The organism is Bacillus sp. 22446, from assembly GCF_052044955.1.
Lineage (GTDB): Bacteria > Bacillota > Bacilli > Bacillales > Bacillaceae > Bacillus > Bacillus altitudinis.
Genome location: NZ_JBQEOD010000004.1, coordinates 151,040 through 169,130, shown reverse-complemented (window position 1 = coordinate 169,130; position 18,091 = coordinate 151,040). Strand labels below are relative to the sequence as shown.

Sequence of the window (18,091 nt, the reverse complement as noted above, 5' to 3'; positions counted from 1 at the left end):
ATTCCACCTATAAAGAAATTTCTAGATTTCCATCAAAGAAATAAAGGATTTTTTCCTCTAATGTTCTGTTTGTTAAACGTTCTACCGCTGCTGTATACAACGATATTTGCGTTTCATAGCGTTTTTTTAACATCGCTTCAGCTTCCTCTAATCCACCTGAGAATCTGCCAGTCACTCGATCTGTTTTATAATCAAGTAAATAGAGCTTGCCATCTGCTTCAAATAAACAATCAATCATTCCTTGAATGAGCACAGGTTCACCTTCTGCATCAATATGGCTGTATACCTCTTTAACCGGTAAAACCATACTAAACGATACTTCTCGTTTCACCCAGTCCGCTTTCCGCAGTTTTTGACCAATAACAGTAGAAAAGAAGGCCACAATTCCTTCTCGATTGATGGACTGGATTTGTTCATCTGTTAGTAAGTCTTTCTCTTTTAAAGAATGGAGCAGCTCTTCTACACGAGATTCATCATATGGTTCATTTGAAGGAAGAGGGATATGCTGCATGACTGTATGCATGGCCGTCCCTTGTTCTGCGGCTGTGAGTGTTTTTTTCTTCATAAAAGCCGGTCGTTCGTACAGTGTCGCACGAGCTTTTCGAATGGAAGAAGGCACACTGTATTCATCCTGTATTTCTTTCATTCTTTTGATCTCGGAAACTGACTGCTTTGTCCCTACTTGGGAGGCCGCTAAATATGGATAACGCCATGAAAGTCTTTCTTTTACTTCCTCCTCGTAATCGCCATATCCTTGAACAGGCACACCTTCCATTAATGCTTGTAGCACTTCGTCTTGTTTTTGTTTTTCAAGTGACATGTCTTCTTGTAGAAGATCGGACGCTTGATGAAAGGTGATAGAAAATGATGATGGATGCGAGAGAACGACTTTTCTCGATTCTTCTAAAAGAGAAGACATCGCTTGATGACGGATAAGGGCAGGGCCAATAAAATCTAAGTATGTTCTCGCTTGATAACGTTCAAAATCAGGGAGAAGCCAGTCGTCTCCGTTTGCGGCATTTTGCCACTTACTTAAAGCTTTCACTTGATTTTTGACAGAGCCGACTAAAAATAATTTTTCCTTCGCCCTTGTGAGCGCCACATATAGAACCCTCAGTTCTTCAGATAACAACTCTTTTCTCATCTTTTTTTTCATCGCGATCAGCGGTAATGTTGCATAACTAATTCTCAGCTCAGGATGAATATATTTGCTGCCAAAACCTAATTCTTTATCGAGCAAATAGGACTGGTTTAAATCCATCATGTTAAAGTTTCTGCCAAGTCCTGCAGTAAATACAACAGGGAATTCGAGTCCTTTACTGCTATGAATGGTCATCATGCGGACAACATCCTCTGTTTCACTGAACGTTTTTGCCGCTCCAAGATCATCTCCACGCTCTTGCATTCTTTCAATAAATCGAAGAAATCGAAACAGCCCTCTAAATGCAGCCTTTTCATACTGTTTCGCTCGATCATATAAAGCCCGAAGGTTTGCCTGTCTTTGCTTACCTCCTGGCATCCCGCCGACATAATCTAGATATTGTGTATCTCGGTACACTTCCCAAATCAGTTCTGCTACCGAATGCTGAATCGAAAAATCACGCCATTTGCGTAATTGAAGGAAGAATCGCTCCAGCTTTCTGCATGTCGGATGATCAGAATGTGTCACACTCATAAATGCCTTCACAGCGTCATAATAAGTGCCTTTTTTATCACTGGTTCTAATCAGTGCCATCTCATTTTCGTCTAAATGAACAAGAGGTGACCTTAAAACAGCAGCGAGCGGAATATCTTGATATGGATTATCAATCACTTTTAACAAAGAAAGAATGACAGATACCTCTGTCGCTTCAAAATAGCCTGAGGAAAGATTCGCATAAACAGGGATTCCCTGCTTCTTCAACTCTTCCATCATTTGCGGAGCCCACGGCATTGAGCGAAGCAAGATCACAATGTCTCGATACTGCAAGTTGCGGGTCAGCTGCTGTTTTGCATCGTACACTTGAAAAGGCTGTTCTACCAATTCTTTTATTTTCTTTGCAATCACTCTCGCCTCAAATTGTACCGTCTCTAGCTCTTCTCGTTCTTCATCGCTTTCTGTGTCGTGCTGATCTAAATGAACAAGAAGCATTTCTGTCGTCGTGTCTTCGCTTTGCGGATAACTCGCTCCAAGCTTTAATTCAGCTTGTTCGTCATATTCAATTTCTCCAACTGTTTCTCCCATCAGCTGTTTGAACAGAAAGTTGGTACTGTCTAAAACATCAGCCCGGCTACGGAAGTTTTTATTTAGATCAATTCTTTTACCTGTTTCTTTGCTATCTGCTTTAAATTGTTTATATTTATTTAAAAAGAGCATCGGCTCTGCAAGTCTAAAGCGATAAATGGACTGCTTCACATCACCAACCATAAAGCGATTGCCTTCTGCCGGTTGTTTTCCTTTAGACACAAGCTTTAGAATCGTTTCTTGGACAAGGTTTGTATCCTGGTATTCATCCACGAGAACTTCTTCAAATTGCTGTTGATAGTATTTAGCCGCTTCTGTTTCAATGAGATTTCCTTCTGCGTCCTGCTTCGCTAAAATGCGCAAACAATAATGTTCTAGATCCGAAAAGTCTACGATTGATTTTTCTTGTTTTGCTCTTTCGAAACGCTCTCCATATTGAATCACAAGCTCTACAAGTGTTTCTACAACTGGCTTCATTTCAGCCAAGCTTTTTAAATGCTGATCGGGACTGCGCATAAAATATTCATCTTTTAGCTTTTCTAATTGTTTTTTGGCTTGATTGCGTGCATCTGTTGCTTTTTCTAACAGAGCCGGGTCATAGTCATCCCCTTTGCAAGTCTTTAACCTTTTAAAATTGATATTTGGCAAAAGCTTATAAAGTGTCTCAAAATCATCTTGATGCCTTATTAATTCATTTACTTGCTCTAAATCATCTATGAAATTCTCTGCTCTCGGTGCTGGACCGCCCGGCTCTTTTGATAAAGTGAGCGCTTGTTCCAGCAGTTCCTGACAGCTTCTTAAAACGAGAGAAAGGTCCTCTTTGATATATGGATAAAAAGGTAATTCTTCTACCTTTGTCTGTGGATCCACATCATAAAGAGAAAGGAATGCCCGCATCCACTGTTCTGGCGCTGGATGTGATCTAGAAAACTCATAAATTCTTTTGACAAGCCATTGAAGATCTAAATCATGCCGATCAGATGTGTAACGATCAACGAGTTCAAAGAATGACGGCTTTCCAGCCTTATACTCATCCTCAAACAGTTCGTCTAACACTTCATCTCCTAATAATTCTCCTTCTGTTTGATCAGCCAAACGAAAACCTGGATCAAGGTCAATCTCATAATAAAAAGTGCGCAGAACTTGCAAACAAAATGAGTGCAAGGTAGAAATATTGGCACGATTCATAAGTGACAGCTGTCTCCGCATATGAAGGGAACCAGGGTTTTTAGATAGTTCTTTTTCAAGTGCTTCAGTGATCCGGTGCTTCATTTCTGCTGCTGAAGCATTGGTAAAAGTCACTACGAGCAGCCTGTCCACATCAACTGGCTGCTCCGGCCGAGTCATTTTTCGAATGAGCCGTTCAACCAAGACCGCTGTTTTCCCTGACCCTGCCGCCGCAGCAACAAGAATATCTTGTCCTTCTGAAACGATGGCGTTCCATTGGTCATCTGTCCAAGTACTGTTATTCGGTTTTGGTATTTGCATACTGATCCCCTTCTTTTTTGATCCGGTCTAACATGACATCATCCTTCTCAGAGGTGAGCACCCTAAATTCATTATCTTCTATTGATTCATCAAATTGGCAAATAGACTTAAAGGAGCAAAAGCGGCAAGGGGTTTGATCCTTTAATTTATATGGGTTTATCTCTACCTCACCGCTTGTAATTCTTTCTCCTGCCTCTTCAAAGGTTCGCCGAACGTGTTTTGTGAGAATGTGAAAATGATCTTCACTTAATACCGCAGAGTCAGATCGGAAAGAACCATCCTTTTTCAAACCAGCTTGGATGACTTGTGATCTTCCTGATTCGAGTGTTTGATCCATCAACTTCACAGCTTCCACATCTTCGAGCAATAGACCCTTCATTTTAAATTTCTTCAATATTTCCTGCTCAATTGCATCTTCTCCAAGCGGAATAGGCGCTTGAATCAGCGGGTCATGAATATGGAAGTATAAAATTCCTGCCGGTGTCGCCTCCATGCCAAGCCATTCTTTAGAATACGTAATGGTTAGGTCTAAATAAGTGAGCATTTGCAAGGCTAAACCGTAGTAAACTTCTGCTAGATCAAGCCCCTTCTCACTGGACTTATAGTCGACAATTCTTAATAGAAGTCCTTTTGATCCTTCTGCTTTATCCACTCGGTCAATCCTTCCAACAAGCTCCATCGTGCAGCCGTTTTTTAATTGAAAAGTAAACGGCGGCAGAGGTCCTTGACCTCCAAAACCTAACTCAAGTCCAACCGGAGAGAATCCGCTCACTTTTGCATGTTCGCTTAATATAGAAGACACCCTGATGAGGATTTTTTGAAGCTTTTCTTTTATATAAGCATGCCGATTAGAGCTTAATAAAATTTCTTTTTGCAGACGTGGAGCCAGCTGTTCAATTGCATGCCTTGAGTAGGTCACACAATCTTCCTTCGTTAAGTTTTTCCAATCCTTTTTTTGTTCAATAAGCGTATCTGAAATCAGTTTTAAAGCCGAGTGAAAGAGCTGGCCGATATCAGGTGCTTCTAATTTGTAAAATTGTCGATCTTTTAGTTTTAGCCCGTGGGAAGCAAAATGAGAAAATGCACATGCATTGAATTTCTCCATTCTTGAAACACTGCCCTGAATATGGTCACCGTAAAGTTCTTTTGTGACATTCGGATTTAAACGTGTCGCTCTATTTGTAAAGAACAAGCTGGACATGATTTTTTTTGATACGTCGCGGTTGGACGAGGTCATCAAATGATTATATACACTCCACCATACGCCGCTGATCGGATATTGATTGAGCCATTGTTGAAGCTGCGAAACGGTATAGGATAACGAGACATGCTTGTTTGTTACAAATTTTAATTGCTCCTGATCATCCAACTGCTCTGGATCTAACACATAGAGGGCTTGCTGATGGTTTGGCATCAGTTCCTCACAATACTTGATGAGGGTCGAAGGTAAAAGAGACCGCCCTTCCGTATCTGAAGTTGAATAGGATACATACAGGTAGTGCGATGGACTGGACAGCGCTTGATATATCAAAAATTGTTCATCCAGCAGCCGTTCCTTCCCTGTCTCTGCCAGCTCTGCTCCTGCCCGTTTTAACCATTCCCGGTCGTCTTCAGACAATACACTTTCATCAGAGGGCCGTGCAGGTATAACTCCATCATTTACTCCAATAACAAACGTACACTTTACTTGATACATTCTGGATAAATCCATACTTCCGATAAACACTTGATCAAGTGAAGGGGGAATCAAAGCGAACTTGAGAGAGGACAGTCCTGTATCTATCATCTGTTGAAATAATGGAAATGAGAGCTCCTCCTCGCCCAGCATTTCAACAAATTCATCCATCAATTGAATGACAGCATCCCACACTTGCCCATGCTGCATCGCTTCAGCTAACCTGCCTGCTTCTTCTGCCTCAAGCCTTGCCTTTTCAAGCTTTTCTGGCACTTGGGCTTCTTCTAGAAAGACATACACTGCCTCCACCATGTCTCTTAGCTTTTGCGCTTTTTTCAATCTTTTTTGCAATTGAAAGAGAGGCGGAACAATCCATTCTTTTACATCATTCAGCATTTGCTCCATTTCTATTTCTTGATCGGTTTGTCCAAAATCTTCATCTAGTGATTGGAAGCGGCGATAATGAAATCGTGAACCATTCGTCCAGCGTTCACCTTTTACACCATAAGCAATACAATAGTTTTCAAGCTGATCCGCCTGTTCTCTTGCTTTGTTTTTAGCGAGTTCAAGCGGAAATAAGAACTCTGTTTTCACACAGCGAAACACCGCCTCATACCGCCAGTTCCCTTTTATGACATCGAGGCTCGAACGAATGAACTCAATGAGCGGATGATACTGCATCGATTCATTTCCATCAATAAAGAAAGGAATATCGTAATCTCGAAACACCTCTTTTAACGTATCTTTATAGTCGTCTACATGTCTTGCAACAATTGAGATGTCTCGTAACCTATGACCTTCACCTCTTACTAAATCAAGAATATCTCTCGCTACTCCCTCAATTTCAGCTCGTTTATTTGCACTTTTCGATACGGTAAGGTGCGGCGTTTCTTCTTGGTACGGCTGCAAAGGTCTCTGTTCATATTGATTTTCTAAATAAGCTAGATCTGCAGTATGAAGATGCCGCTTATTTCTCTCCAAAATGTTCTCAGAAATAGCCGCTCCGCACTCTTTGGCCAGCTGATAAAGCTGGGAATATGTCTTACCTGTCATGCGAAATAAATCAAGTTCATTTGGCTGCGTGTCATGATAGGAACGATCCACTGTGAATGCAGCTGTTATTTTTTCGGCATGTAGCAAAAGCTGTTCAATGACAAGAAGCTGCTGGGGGGTAAACTGATAAAAACCATCTATATAAATGTGTGCCCCTCTCAATTCTTCTGATAAAGGAATTTGCTGAGCCAGAAGTGTCAAGTAATCCTCTGAGTGCACATACTCATCTTGCAGATGCTGCTCCATCTGCTGATAAAGAACATGAAGATCATGCAATTTTTCCGCCGCACGTCTTTCTTCTGTATACTCTGAATGCATACTGGATGCCGAGATTTTTTCAATATCCTCCGGCATCATACAGTACCTTTTGAATTCAGCCATCGTCTTTTCTATTTGCTCAACAAATCCCGGTTTATCACTCGCCTTTTTGAATACCTTAAACTTGTCTTTCTGTTCTTCTATTACTTTTCTTAAGAGCATTTGAATCCCTGTGCTTGTGACAAATTGACGGTTCGCACCGCCAGTCTGCTGTAATATAGACCAGGCAAGCCGAGTAAAACTAAAGACTTTGGCCCTGATCATTCCACCAGCTTCAGACGTTTTTGCAAGCTCATATTCCATTAAAAATGTCATTTGATCCGGGACTAAAAAAATGATTGGCGGACCCAGCGGATCAAGCAGCAGTTGTTCTTTGATTTCTTCTAGAATTGCAGTCGTTTTTCCACTCCCCGATCTGCCTGCTAAAAACTGAATCTCCACGTTCCACAACACCTTTCTTATGTACTCATATTCTAGCGAAAATAAAGGTAAATAGCTATTTTCCTATCACCTTCCCTTTCTCCCCGATTGAAAAGAAAATAGGCACCTTTCCCGACTCTTTTCATATCATAAACCATCATGATCCAAAAGGAGGCTGGCAATATCATGTATTACGGTTATTATGACTACTCGCCATATGACATGCGCCAAAACACAAGGATCATTGCAGACCTTGAAAAGGCCATCAATGGCGAATATTCTGCGATCCAATGCTATGAAAAACTTGCACAAAAAGCAAAAAATCCTGAAGCGAAAAAAATCATTCAAGAAATACGTCAGGATGAAGTCAGACATTATCAGCTATTTACAAAGCTATACTATTCTTTGACTGGTAAAAACCACAAACCAAGCATAACAGAGCCTTGTCCAGACCAATTTAGGGAAGGTCTCTTATTTGCCTTTAAAGACGAACAAAAAACAGTCGATTTTTACTTAACGGTATCAGACTATGTCCGTGATCAAGGAACAAAGGAATTAATGAAGCGTATTGCTCAAGATGAACAGCAGCATGCTGTCTGGTTTCTATATCTTTTAACGCACCATGTTTCTTAGTTACCCCTATTTTAATAGGAGATCGTATGTTCCGTCAAAAAATGAAATTGCTTTTTTGCTCATTCAATATGTTAAATAAAGGGCTGTCATCATCAAAACGCCTCTTCGCTTTTCCTTTTTTAATGATAAAACGACCTTTTGACCATAAAAAAACTCCTCTGCTACAAATCGCAGAAGGAGTTTTTTGTTATTTAATGAAATTTTGCTTCATTGCTTTGCTGCTGTTGTTTTAACAATCCATCAATCGATAGCACCTTGCTGCCACTAAGTGTCAAGTAAAGCGCCATGACCATTAAAGAAAGTTCAAATTCATAACCGCCCACAAATCCTCTTGCAAAACCAACTGTGATAATGGCTACAGCCATAATTGGTACAAATAAAGCTGCGAAAAGACGTGTGCCTAAACCTAGAATCAGGGCAATTCCACCAACCAGTTCAATTGTTTTGACAATATAGGCCATAAATTCTGGGACACCAATTTGACCAAAAAATGCAGCAGTGCCTCCTAGTCCACCTTGATATGCTTGAAGCCCATGTAAAAAGAAAATAATGCCTAAGATGACGCGTACAAAAAGTGTTCCTATTTCTTGATTTGTTTTCATATAGTGATTTCCTCCCATTTTTACACTACATCATGTAATGTTCATTCATAAAAAAAATTAGTAATTTAAGTTGAGCATAATCATTAAGACCAACATGAGGATGGCTGATGTCACAATTGGGATAAGTGGTACATTGAACGGTATGTTGTATGTTGGGTTTAAGATTTTTTGGATTCTTAAATTCAATGCTCGGTCTCCAAAGGACACGGCAAATTTCGTTTGTTTTTGAAACTGGGTTCTATTTTTAATGAGTTTCAAAAGGGCTTGCCCTACTCCAAGCTCAGTCCCTGTCTGCTGAATGGCATAGTCATCTGCAATGACTTCACGAAAAACGGAGTAACTTTGTCTCATATGCTTTAACACAGGAATGTACCAAATCACTTTTGTGAGCATAGAGAAAGTGAAAGTCTTTAAAGGGTCGTAGCTGTATTTGTGATGTAATTCGTGATAGACAACAGCATCGATTTCTCCTTCATCCAGCATGTCTATAAGCGCTGTTGAGAGATACACTTTTGGCCGAAGCATCCCCATTGCGAAAGCAAGTGGTTCATGGCAATGAAACACAATGATCTCATTTCTATACTTGTCTGATAGACTTTGCGTTGAATGTTGATCGACTGCCATCATCATATTTCTTTTGAAATGAAGATACTTTCTGACCTGCTTCGTCATATAGAAAACAGCAAAACCAAGCGTATACAAGACGAACGCATCCAGAAAATACTTTAAAGGAGTGAATCCATAAAATTCGAGAACAGATTGACATACATGGATCAGGTTATATGCTTGATTCCAGCCAAAAAAGCTTGAGAGTACATAATAGCCCATCTGGTAAAAGATCACTAAGCCAATCAATATACCGCCTAAAAACAGCAGACTCGACTTCATTTTAATCATGTCGTTTCTCCTCTTTTTTGGATGCAAGCCTTGCTTCGAGTACCTTCAGTAATTCAGGATCAGCACTTTCAATTGCGTCCACCATATGATTGACTGCAAGGGGGCCGAAATCATCCATCAGTCCTTGAGTAATCCATTTCGTTTGCTCATTTAGAAATTCTTCTTTTGTTAAAACAGGGTTATAGATAGATGAACGCCCTTTCGTTTTCTTTTCCACAATTCCTTTTTCGGTTAATCGATTGAGTACCGTCATGACCGTGTTGAAATTAATTGGCTTCTCATCTGACAGCTTCTGCTGTACCTCTTTAATCGGCATATCCTCACCTTGATAAAGGATCTCCATAATCCTTCCTTCTAAAGGACCGAAAAAGCGGTTCAATCCCTTTTCATTATATTTAAAAGAAGGAATTTTCATGTCATCACCTCACACTAAGCATTGTAGTGTAATTGAAAATGATAGTCAACTGATAACAAAAATAGGGGAAAATCGTTGTATATTGTATTTGTTTTTGGCAAAAATTATATGTCATTTATATCAAAAACAATCTTTTTTCTAACAGAGTTAACCATAAGATAATCTTATGAAAATACTAAAAAAATTCGTATTTTATTTATAGAGACTTTTGTATTATAGTGAAGATAACAACATTTCACTTACTGAACAAATATACAGGAAGAAGGTTTATACGTGATGAAGCAAGGAAACAGCCTTCGAACCGATCTCATTTTGATTGCGGCAAGCGGTTTAGGTGGATTCCTTTTGTCTCTAACAGGGATGTCTATCGGCTGGATGATTGGCACATTAATGACAGCAGCATTTATTGCCCTGCGCCGTCCCGCCCTGTTTCAGCGTAAAGGAAAGAATACCTTACGTATTCACAGCAGATGGCTACTCCTTGGTCAATTCATTCTCGGAATCGAACTAGGACAAAAAATGAACATGAAAGTCCTTCACATTTTCGCTGAAAATTGGCTTCCCGTGAGTTTCATGCTCGTCTTTTCTATTTTATTAGCCATGCTCTCCGGGTTTGTCTTATGGAAGCTGAGTAAAACAGATATGCTGACCAGCTTTGTCGGCACTGCCCCCGGCGGTCTTTCCGCTATGCCTGGCATCGCCCAAGAGGTTGGAGCTAATACAGCTGTAGTGAGTCTCGTACAAACGATACGTGTGTTAATGGTCGTACTGACCATTCCATTTACGGTATTTTATTTAAATACAAAAAGCCAATCAGATGTGGTAGTCGCCCAAGGTAGCGCCTTCTCATCAGGCGTTTTCACAATATCAAACATTTCTTGGACTGCTGCACTCATTTTAGGGGCATGGCTGATGTCACGCCTAGCCGTGCGTCTTCACTTTCCCGCCCCTTGGCTCATCGGCAGTATGTTAGGTGTGGCGGCTCTCCAAGTAGGGGCAGGCGCCTTGACAGGTCATGATTTGATTCCTTACTGGCCAGCCCAAGCGAACATTGCGTCACAGGTATTTCTAGGGGCAACCATCGGGTCAAAAATGAATAAACAAATGTTTGTCGGGCTAAAAAATACCTTGATTGTGGCCGTCGTCAGCTCAGCCGGATTGATTGCTGCGACCGTTCTCAGTTCAATTGCCATCGCAGAAATAACAGGTATTTCTGTCATTACAGCCATTCTTGCTTTTTCGCCTGGCGGTATTGCAGAAATGGCCACAACAGCTGTTACACTTCATGAGGATTCCACATTTGTTGTGGCTGTACAAGTCGTCAGAATTATTTTGGTCATCGCCATGTTACCACCGTTTTTTCGATTCTTACATCATGTCTGGGCAAAAAGACAGACTGATTATAAAGCCGCTAAATAGAAAGAGCCGCTCTACTTATGCAGAGCGGCTCTTTTTTATTCATCATGATTCCTTTTTACACCGACTACTTGATCCTTTGAGATCGTTCCAAAATGCCGACTGTCAAAGCTATGTATTCGATTATCTCCGATCACGAAGTAATGATTGTCTTGTATGTTCTGACGACCGGTGATGGCTTTCAGCTGAAAATCACCTGTTAGGACGTTGCCCATTTTATGTTTTTTCTGCTCTTTTAAATACGGCTCTTTCCATTTTACACCATCAACAAACAGTTGATCATCTTCATATTTGATTGTTTCTCCTGGAAGCCCAATGACCCGTTTGATCAAGATTTGATTTTTAGGGCCATGAAATAACACATAGTCGAACCGGCTAATTTTCGTGAGTTTTGGCGAGAACTTGTTAATTAATAATTCTGTTCCATCTGTAAATGTCGGGTCCATACTAACTCCTTCTACTTTGTACGTGACAAACATGAAATTCTTTACTTGGAACAACAAGACGATGCATGTAATAATCATGAACCATAGCAATGGCTTCTTTTTCATTAAGAGCCTCCTTTGTCCTCACGCTGACTCATCCGAATATTCAACCTATTTTCTACTCTCTTTCCAACATACCATAATAAAGCAATGACTAGAACCGCAAAAACACTTCTTAACGGATTCTTTACTAAAGCAGAAATGTCATAGCCGATAAAACTAATAATAAAGAGCATGACACACTTCCCTGATAAAGCAGCTAATGAGAACTGCCAGACGCTGATTCTTGATAGACCTGCTACGACATTAACGGCAGCAGAAGGTGTGAAAGGAAAGCAGAGTAAAATAAACAACGGACCAAATCCCCGCTTTTCAACCCAAAGCATTAGCTTTTGAATAGAAGGGTGTCTGCTAATAAAGTTCAGCATCCTCATCTGTCCAAATTTTCTGATCAGTAAAAAGACAAGGATAGACCCTGCACTTGCACCAATCCAGGTCAATAAAAAGCCTTCCCATAGCCCAAAAGCATTTGCATTGGCCACCGCAAATGCCACGAGAGGTAAAAACGGTAGAAATGCTTCTATTAAAGGGAGTAATATAGCCACAATGGGTCCAAAAGCCTTGTAGCTTTCAAAAAATGATGTGATATTTTCATGAGTAAATATAGCAAGAAATGATGGCAACTTGTTTGACTCCTTCAAGGTTTGTCTATCTTTCATTTTACATGGAAAACATAAAAATATACAAATGAATCCCTCTCAGCCCCCCTTGAGATTTTTCAACTCATCCGATATAATAAACAAGAACAAGTGTTCTATATATAAAGAAAGCAGGCATGGACATGACGAGATTATCAAGCGTACAACTTCAGATGATGGAACAAGCCATCTTTCTTCCAATGGTCATCTCCATCCTCAATCGTGATTTGACGCACCTTAAAAAACATCAAACATTCAAACTAAATGAACCATATATTCAGCTAGTCACCTCTTCATTAAAAGAAGCACAAAAAGCCCTTTATCAACTGAAACAACAGTTACGTAAAGAAAAAATGAACGTACAGCAAATTGAACACGATGAAGGATTTACGACATATTTATTTCTGATAAATGGCTATGAAGAAAAGCATAAATATTTTAATCCCCGTATACGTCATCGTGTAGAGGAAATGCTCACCCACTATTTTCTCCATTCAGGAAAATAATATGGTTATATTTTACATTTACAGAAGGAACTCTTTAGTTTTTGGCGAATTGATTGTTATACCAAAAATTAGGAGGTTTCAACTCATGTTCAAAAAAATAACAGCACTTACCTTAGCAGCAGGATTACTTGTGCCAAGTACCGTTTCGGCATTAGAACCACTGCAAACAGGAAAACAAGCCCCAGCAGCATCTGCACAAATAACAAGTGTAGCTTATACAACGGTTTCTATCGTTGGAAAACGAGTGAAGTTTGAAGTGAAAGCACTCGAAAATCCTTTCAACATGAATTACTATAATCGAATTGCTTGGACGAGTACGGACGAAGAGCCAAGTGTATTCAATGACAATATTCTATCGGTCATTGTCGCTAAAAAAACCGGACAGTCTTATCAAGTCTTTTCATACGAAGCGCTCACTTCGGTAAAGGACAAGATTGAATCAGGTCAAAAGGTGTATGGCTGGGCGCTTGCTTTAAATGGTGTGTGGTACCCAACGATGCCTGCAACCCTCTATTATTAAAAAAAGCCTGCCACAGCGGCAGGCTCTTTCTCCATTATGATAATTCGAGCTGTTTTCTCAGCTCTTGTCTCACTTCTTCTAATCCTGGTCCATCTAACTCAAAGTAATACACATTCCCAGGCTGGTAATCGTGCCCTTTTAACTGGATGGTATCCACTGATTTTAATGAACTCAGTAAAGGGAATAGACCGATCAACTGTTTCATGGATAAATTGGTAGAGACGTTATCTCCAAGTGTATCAATGATGTTGTCATAAGACGGTATGGACGAAATGGATTTGGATTTTTCAAAGATGGCTTGAAGTGCTTCCATTTGGCGCTTTCCGCGCATGAGATCACTATCTGCCTTTCTCGTTCTCACAAACGCTAATGCTTCTTCACCACTGAGCGTATGCGTGCCTGTTTCCACATGAACTTTTCCTTTTGAATCCTTTTCCATTTGTTTTGCAATGCCTTCATCTTCAATCGTTACGTCAATTCCATTTAGCTCATCGACAATGTCTTGAAACGCCTTAAAGTTTCCTGCAATCACATAGTCTACCGGGATGTTTAACAAATTCTCTACCGTTTTGACTGATAAATCTGCACTCCCAAACGCATGAGCGTGAGCAATTTTATCATATCCTCTCCCCGGTATATCAACATAAGAATCACGAGGAATACTTAGGAGCTTGATCGTTTTGTCTGTTCGATTCACCGTCGCCAGTAAGACCGCATCACTTCTTGCTTCGTCTACCGTTTCACCTGGACGGCTGTCAATCCCTAAGAGCAGCACCGAAAAGCTATCCTTTCCTGGATCAAAAGCTTTCACACGCTTTTGCGAGGTCTCTCCTCTTTCTAAAGATACTTGCGCTTTATTCGACGCTTTTGAAATTTTATAGTATGCATATCCTGTGACAGATACAGCCATAACCATGACAAATGCCATGATAAACAGCACGACTTTCACCCAAGGTCTTAGCCTTCTTTTTGATCTTGTTTTCTCCTTCATCCTTTCCGAACCCTCACTCTATCTTAGTCTCACAATGTAGGTTCCACTATAACATATTTTGATGAAAGTTTCCTGCACGCAACATATTTTTATGTATCCACAATAAAAAACTGCTCGATAGGAGCAGCTTTTCATCCATTACTTTTGTTCAATTCCTTTTTTCACTTCATCAATCATCGCATTCAATGATTCAAGGCCGCCGCCTGCTAAATACCACATGTCAGAGTTTAAATACACCACATGATTGTTTTTAACCGCTTTGACTGATTTCACATAATCATTTTCAACAAGCTGTTTCGCAGACGTTTCTTCTCCAATCGCCGCGCCGCGATCCACGACAAATAAGTAATCTGGATTCGTTTTGACCATATACTCATACGAAATGCTTTGTCCGTGTTTATCAGATGGCTCTAGCTTTTGATCTGCTGGTGTAATCCCAAATACATCATGAATCAGACCATATCTTGACTTAGGACCAAATGCCGTCATTTTGCTGTCGTTCGCCATAATGACGAGTCCATTTTTCTTTAACTCTTTGGCTTGTTTCTTTAATGAAGCCACTTTTTGGTCAATGGCAGAAAGTTCTTTTTTGACTTGGTCTTCCTTATCAAAAATCTTCCCTAACGTCTCAGCATTCTTTTTAAATGAATCCATATAGTTTGCATTATCTACATCCATATAAATCGTCGGAGCAATTTTAGAAAATTCATCAAATGCATCTGCTTGACGGTGCTGAATAATGATCAAGTCAGGCTTCATCTCTGCAATTTTCTCAAAGTTTGGCTCTTTTAACCCGCCGACATTTTCATATTTGTCACTTTCATATTTAGATAAATAGTGAGGAATCACTTGTTTTGGTAAGGCTGTCACGTTGACACCAAGCTTATCAAGTGTATCGAGACTTCCCATATCAAAAACGACGACTTTTTTCGGGTTTTTCTTGATCTTCACACCGTCTTTATTCAACATATCCTTTACTGTTACGGTTTCCTCATTCGTTCCCGCTGTTTTCCCTTGGTTACCACAGGCAGCAAGGACAGCAATCGCTGTTAGTACTGTTATCATCCAAATCCATTTTTTCATGATTAATCACCTCTTCATTTTTTCAAGAAAAATATAAGCAAATACGCTCACCACGAATGACTTCGATCGGTATGCGCATGTCATAAATGTGTTCAAGTGCTTCTGTTTGAATCACTTCATCAACGCTTCCTTCTTTGATCACCTGCCCCTCTTTTAAGGCGACGATGTGATCTGAATAGACAGATGCAAAGTTAATATCATGGAGAACAACAACAATCGTTTTTCCAAGATCTTTCACGAGCTGCTGAAACAGCTTCATCATTTCAACTGAATGGTTCATATCTAAATTATTCAAAGGCTCATCTAAGAAAATATAATCCGTATCCTGAGCCAGCACCATGGCAATAAAGGCTCTCTGCCTTTGTCCGCCGCTTAGTTCATCTAAATATTGATGCTGGATTTCGACGAGTCTCATGTATTGAAGCGACACATCAATCATGTTCTCATCTTCTTTTGTCAAGCGGCCTTGAGAGTAAGGAAAGCGGCCAAAGCTGACAAGCTCACGAACGGTCAGACGCACACTCATGTGGTTCGACTGCTTCAAGATGCTCATTTTTTTCGCAAGCTCCTGAGGAGAGTACGCACGATAAGGTTTGTCCTCTAAATAAGCTGCCCCTGTATCAGGTTGAATCAGGCGGCTCATGATGGACAAAAGCGTACTTTTGCCTGCGCCATTTGGACCAATGAGAGAGGTCAGCTGTCCTTTTTTTACACTGACAGTTGTTTCGTGAAGCACTGTTTTTCCGTTATATGTCTTACTGACTCCCTTCATCACGACCATGAACGACTCTCCTTTAAAAGTAGATAAATAAAATACAGTCCGCCGACTAAATCAATCAGCACACTAAGCGGTGTTTGAAACGTAAATACCTTTTCCACAAGAAATTCCCCGCCTACAAGCGCAATGACACTAATGAAAAACGAGCCTAATAGCAAGTACGTGTGCCGATATGTACGAAACAGCTCTCTTGCCACATTTACAACGAGTAAGCCAAGAAACGTAATCGGGCCGACGAGGGCCGTCGCAATAGAAACAAGGACGGCAATGACGATCAGCATCTTTTTTGTGATCCCGTCATAGTCAATCCCGAGATTCACAGCCTGTTCCTTTCCTAACGACATGACATCTAATTTCGCGCGGAAGGTCCATATATAAAGACAAAGTGCCGCAAATAAAAGAGAAGCGAAGAGTAAAATATCTGTGTTCATGTGATTAAAGCTGGCAAAGGACTTGTCCTGTACGACTTGGTATTCATTCGGGTCAATGAGCATTTCCATAAAGGAAGAAAGACTTTTGAACAATGTTCCAAACACAATCCCGACAAGCAGGAGTAAGAAAATATGCTTGTTTTTGCGCTTGAACATCACCGTATAGAGCAGCACAGAAAAAAGAATCATCAATCCAACGCAGAGAAAGAAATTCAGGTTCTTATTCGCGATCATCAAATTGGTCGATCCAAAAAGATAAATAATTGCCGTTTGCAAAAACAAGTAAAGCGCGTCTAACCCTAAAATGCTTGGCGTTAAGATTCTGTTATTGGTCAATGTTTGAAACACAACAGAGGAAAAGGCAATCGCGCCTCCTGTCAAAGTCATGGCAAGCACCTTTTTTAAACGGCTCGGCACTGTGTACTCCCAGTACCCCATTTGAAAGGTGACGAAGATGACAACGAATACGGCTGCAATGGCTGCAATGAGAAATAATGTTCGTTTCTTATGCATAGCGCTTCCTCCTTAATAACATGTACAGGAAGATCGCACTTCCAATGATGCCGACCATAAGCCCGACAGATATTTCATATGGATAAATGATCACCCGTCCGAGTACATCACATATGAGCACAAAAATGGCCCCTAATAAAGCCGTATGCGGCAGGCTTTTTTTCAAGTGATCCCCTCGGTAGATCGATACAATATTCGGAATGATTAAGCCGAGGAATGGCAGCATGCCAACAGTCAAAATCGTTACAGAAGTAATCATCGAAACAATCACCAAACCAACTGCCATAACACGTTTATACGTTAAACCTAAATTGACGGCAAAGCTCTCACCCATACCAGCCACTGTAAAGCGGTCAGCATATAAATACGCGATGATCAATAGAGGAACACTCACATAGAGCAGTTCATAACGCCCCTGAACAATAAGAGAAAAATCCCCTTGCAGCCATGCGGATACGTTTTGGATCAAATCATATTTATAGGCTATAAACGTGGAAATTGAACTAACAATTCCGCCAAACATTAAGCCGACTAACGGTACGTAGATCGTATCGTTCACCTTAATATGGCGTAAAATTTTTAAGAATAATAGATTGCCAGCTAACGTAAATAAAAACGCAATCGCCATTTTCATCAGCGGGCTTGCCTGTGTAAAAACAAGCATGGCGGTTAAAATACCCAGCTTGGCCCAATCCATTGTTCCTGCAGTCGTTGGAGAGACAAATTTATTTCTCGTCATGCTTTGCATAATAAAACCGCATAAGCTCAGGCTCATGCCAGCAAGCACAATACTCATCAGCCGCGGGATGCGACTTGAAAATAAGGTGTTCATTTGTTCATCTGATAGATGAAACAACTGTAAAAGAGACAGGTCCTGTACTCCGACAAACAGCGACGCACATGCCAAACACAAAAACAACAAACTTAATTGGTACAACTTCATAC

Annotated in this window: 16 protein-coding genes; 4 read left to right on the top strand and 12 right to left on the bottom strand. The window is 40.5% G+C overall.

The window, feature by feature from the left end:
- Nucleotides 1–7: 7 nt before the first annotated feature.
- Together addA and addB are read right to left on the bottom strand one after the other, a co-directional pair.
- On the bottom strand, nucleotides 8–3,712 hold the full coding sequence (gene addA / locus ACTJJD_RS10645; RefSeq protein ID WP_440608374.1) for a helicase-exonuclease AddAB subunit AddA: 3,705 nt from the start codon (nucleotides 3,710–3,712) through the stop codon (nucleotides 8–10).
- Nucleotides 3,690–7,199, bottom strand: a complete 3,510-nt coding sequence (gene addB / locus ACTJJD_RS10640) for a helicase-exonuclease AddAB subunit AddB (protein ID WP_440608373.1) — start codon at nucleotides 7,197–7,199, stop codon at nucleotides 3,690–3,692. Before addB ends, addA begins: the two co-directional genes overlap by 23 nt.
- 165 nt (nucleotides 7,200–7,364) lie before the next feature.
- Here addB and ACTJJD_RS10635 point away from each other — a divergent pair, with 165 nt between their 5' ends.
- Nucleotides 7,365–7,811 (top strand): ferritin-like domain-containing protein, encoded by a 447-nt coding sequence (locus ACTJJD_RS10635; RefSeq protein WP_007499129.1) that lies wholly within the window; start codon nucleotides 7,365–7,367, stop codon nucleotides 7,809–7,811.
- Nucleotides 7,812–8,002: 191 nt separating this feature from the next.
- On the opposite strand, the gene ACTJJD_RS10630 is transcribed toward ACTJJD_RS10635, so the two are convergent.
- The 3 genes from ACTJJD_RS10630 to ACTJJD_RS10620 are packed head-to-tail and all read right to left on the bottom strand — an operon-like array spanning nucleotide 8,003 to nucleotide 9,725.
- On the bottom strand, nucleotides 8,003–8,413 hold the full coding sequence (locus tag ACTJJD_RS10630; RefSeq protein WP_440608372.1) for a DoxX family protein: 411 nt from the start codon (nucleotides 8,411–8,413) through the stop codon (nucleotides 8,003–8,005).
- Nucleotides 8,414–8,470: 57 nt separating this feature from the next.
- Nucleotides 8,471–9,310, bottom strand: coding sequence for a M56 family metallopeptidase (locus ACTJJD_RS10625; RefSeq protein ID WP_440608371.1), 840 nt, complete (start codon nucleotides 9,308–9,310; stop codon nucleotides 8,471–8,473).
- Nucleotides 9,303–9,725, bottom strand: a complete 423-nt coding sequence (locus ACTJJD_RS10620; protein ID WP_007499135.1) for a BlaI/MecI/CopY family transcriptional regulator — start codon at nucleotides 9,723–9,725, stop codon at nucleotides 9,303–9,305. Before ACTJJD_RS10620 ends, ACTJJD_RS10625 begins: the two co-directional genes overlap by 8 nt.
- 276 nt (nucleotides 9,726–10,001) lie before the next feature.
- Here ACTJJD_RS10620 and ACTJJD_RS10615 point away from each other — a divergent pair, with 276 nt between their 5' ends.
- Nucleotides 10,002–11,144: an AbrB family transcriptional regulator gene (locus tag ACTJJD_RS10615; protein ID WP_440608419.1), complete on the top strand. Its 1,143-nt coding sequence runs from the start codon at nucleotides 10,002–10,004 to the stop codon at nucleotides 11,142–11,144.
- 35 nt (nucleotides 11,145–11,179) lie between these two features.
- Here the strand turns inward: ACTJJD_RS10615 and lepB are convergent, their stop codons facing one another.
- Nucleotides 11,180–11,692, bottom strand: a complete 513-nt coding sequence (gene lepB / locus ACTJJD_RS10610; protein WP_142154722.1) for a signal peptidase I — start codon at nucleotides 11,690–11,692, stop codon at nucleotides 11,180–11,182.
- Nucleotides 11,692–12,309 (bottom strand): TVP38/TMEM64 family protein, encoded by a 618-nt coding sequence (locus tag ACTJJD_RS10605; RefSeq protein ID WP_017360223.1) that lies wholly within the window; start codon nucleotides 12,307–12,309, stop codon nucleotides 11,692–11,694. The genes lepB and ACTJJD_RS10605 overlap by 1 nt, the downstream gene beginning before the upstream one ends.
- A 158-nt stretch (nucleotides 12,310–12,467) precedes the next feature.
- On the opposite strand from ACTJJD_RS10605, the gene ACTJJD_RS10600 reads away from it, so the two are divergent.
- Nucleotides 12,468–12,830: a hypothetical protein gene (locus ACTJJD_RS10600; RefSeq protein WP_008348633.1), complete on the top strand. Its 363-nt coding sequence runs from the start codon at nucleotides 12,468–12,470 to the stop codon at nucleotides 12,828–12,830.
- 85 nt (nucleotides 12,831–12,915) lie between these two features.
- Nucleotides 12,916–13,350: an enoyl-CoA hydratase gene (locus tag ACTJJD_RS10595; protein ID WP_072367597.1), complete on the top strand. Its 435-nt coding sequence runs from the start codon at nucleotides 12,916–12,918 to the stop codon at nucleotides 13,348–13,350.
- A gap of 34 nt (nucleotides 13,351–13,384) precedes the next feature.
- Here the strand turns inward: ACTJJD_RS10595 and ACTJJD_RS10590 are convergent, their stop codons facing one another.
- From ACTJJD_RS10590 to ACTJJD_RS10570, 5 genes are all read right to left on the bottom strand, one after another.
- Nucleotides 13,385–14,341 carry an LCP family protein gene (locus tag ACTJJD_RS10590; RefSeq protein ID WP_008348636.1) on the bottom strand — a complete coding sequence of 319 codons (957 nt, stop codon included), beginning with the start codon at nucleotides 14,339–14,341 and terminating at the stop codon, nucleotides 13,385–13,387.
- 138 nt (nucleotides 14,342–14,479) lie between these two features.
- Nucleotides 14,480–15,424: a siderophore ABC transporter substrate-binding protein gene (locus ACTJJD_RS10585; protein ID WP_065460089.1), complete on the bottom strand. Its 945-nt coding sequence runs from the start codon at nucleotides 15,422–15,424 to the stop codon at nucleotides 14,480–14,482.
- Nucleotides 15,425–15,446: 22 nt separating this feature from the next.
- Nucleotides 15,447–16,205 carry an iron ABC transporter ATP-binding protein gene (locus ACTJJD_RS10580; RefSeq protein ID WP_144610746.1) on the bottom strand — a complete coding sequence of 253 codons (759 nt, stop codon included), beginning with the start codon at nucleotides 16,203–16,205 and terminating at the stop codon, nucleotides 15,447–15,449.
- The gene (locus ACTJJD_RS10575) at nucleotides 16,196–17,146 is read right to left on the bottom strand and encodes an iron chelate uptake ABC transporter family permease subunit (RefSeq protein WP_019743340.1); all 951 of its coding nucleotides are present in this window, start codon (nucleotides 17,144–17,146) and stop codon (nucleotides 16,196–16,198) included. The genes ACTJJD_RS10580 and ACTJJD_RS10575 overlap by 10 nt, the downstream gene beginning before the upstream one ends.
- Nucleotides 17,139–18,089, bottom strand: coding sequence for an ABC transporter permease (locus ACTJJD_RS10570; RefSeq protein ID WP_039167438.1), 951 nt, complete (start codon nucleotides 18,087–18,089; stop codon nucleotides 17,139–17,141). Before ACTJJD_RS10570 ends, ACTJJD_RS10575 begins: the two co-directional genes overlap by 8 nt.
- Nucleotides 18,090–18,091: the final 2 nt, after the last annotated feature.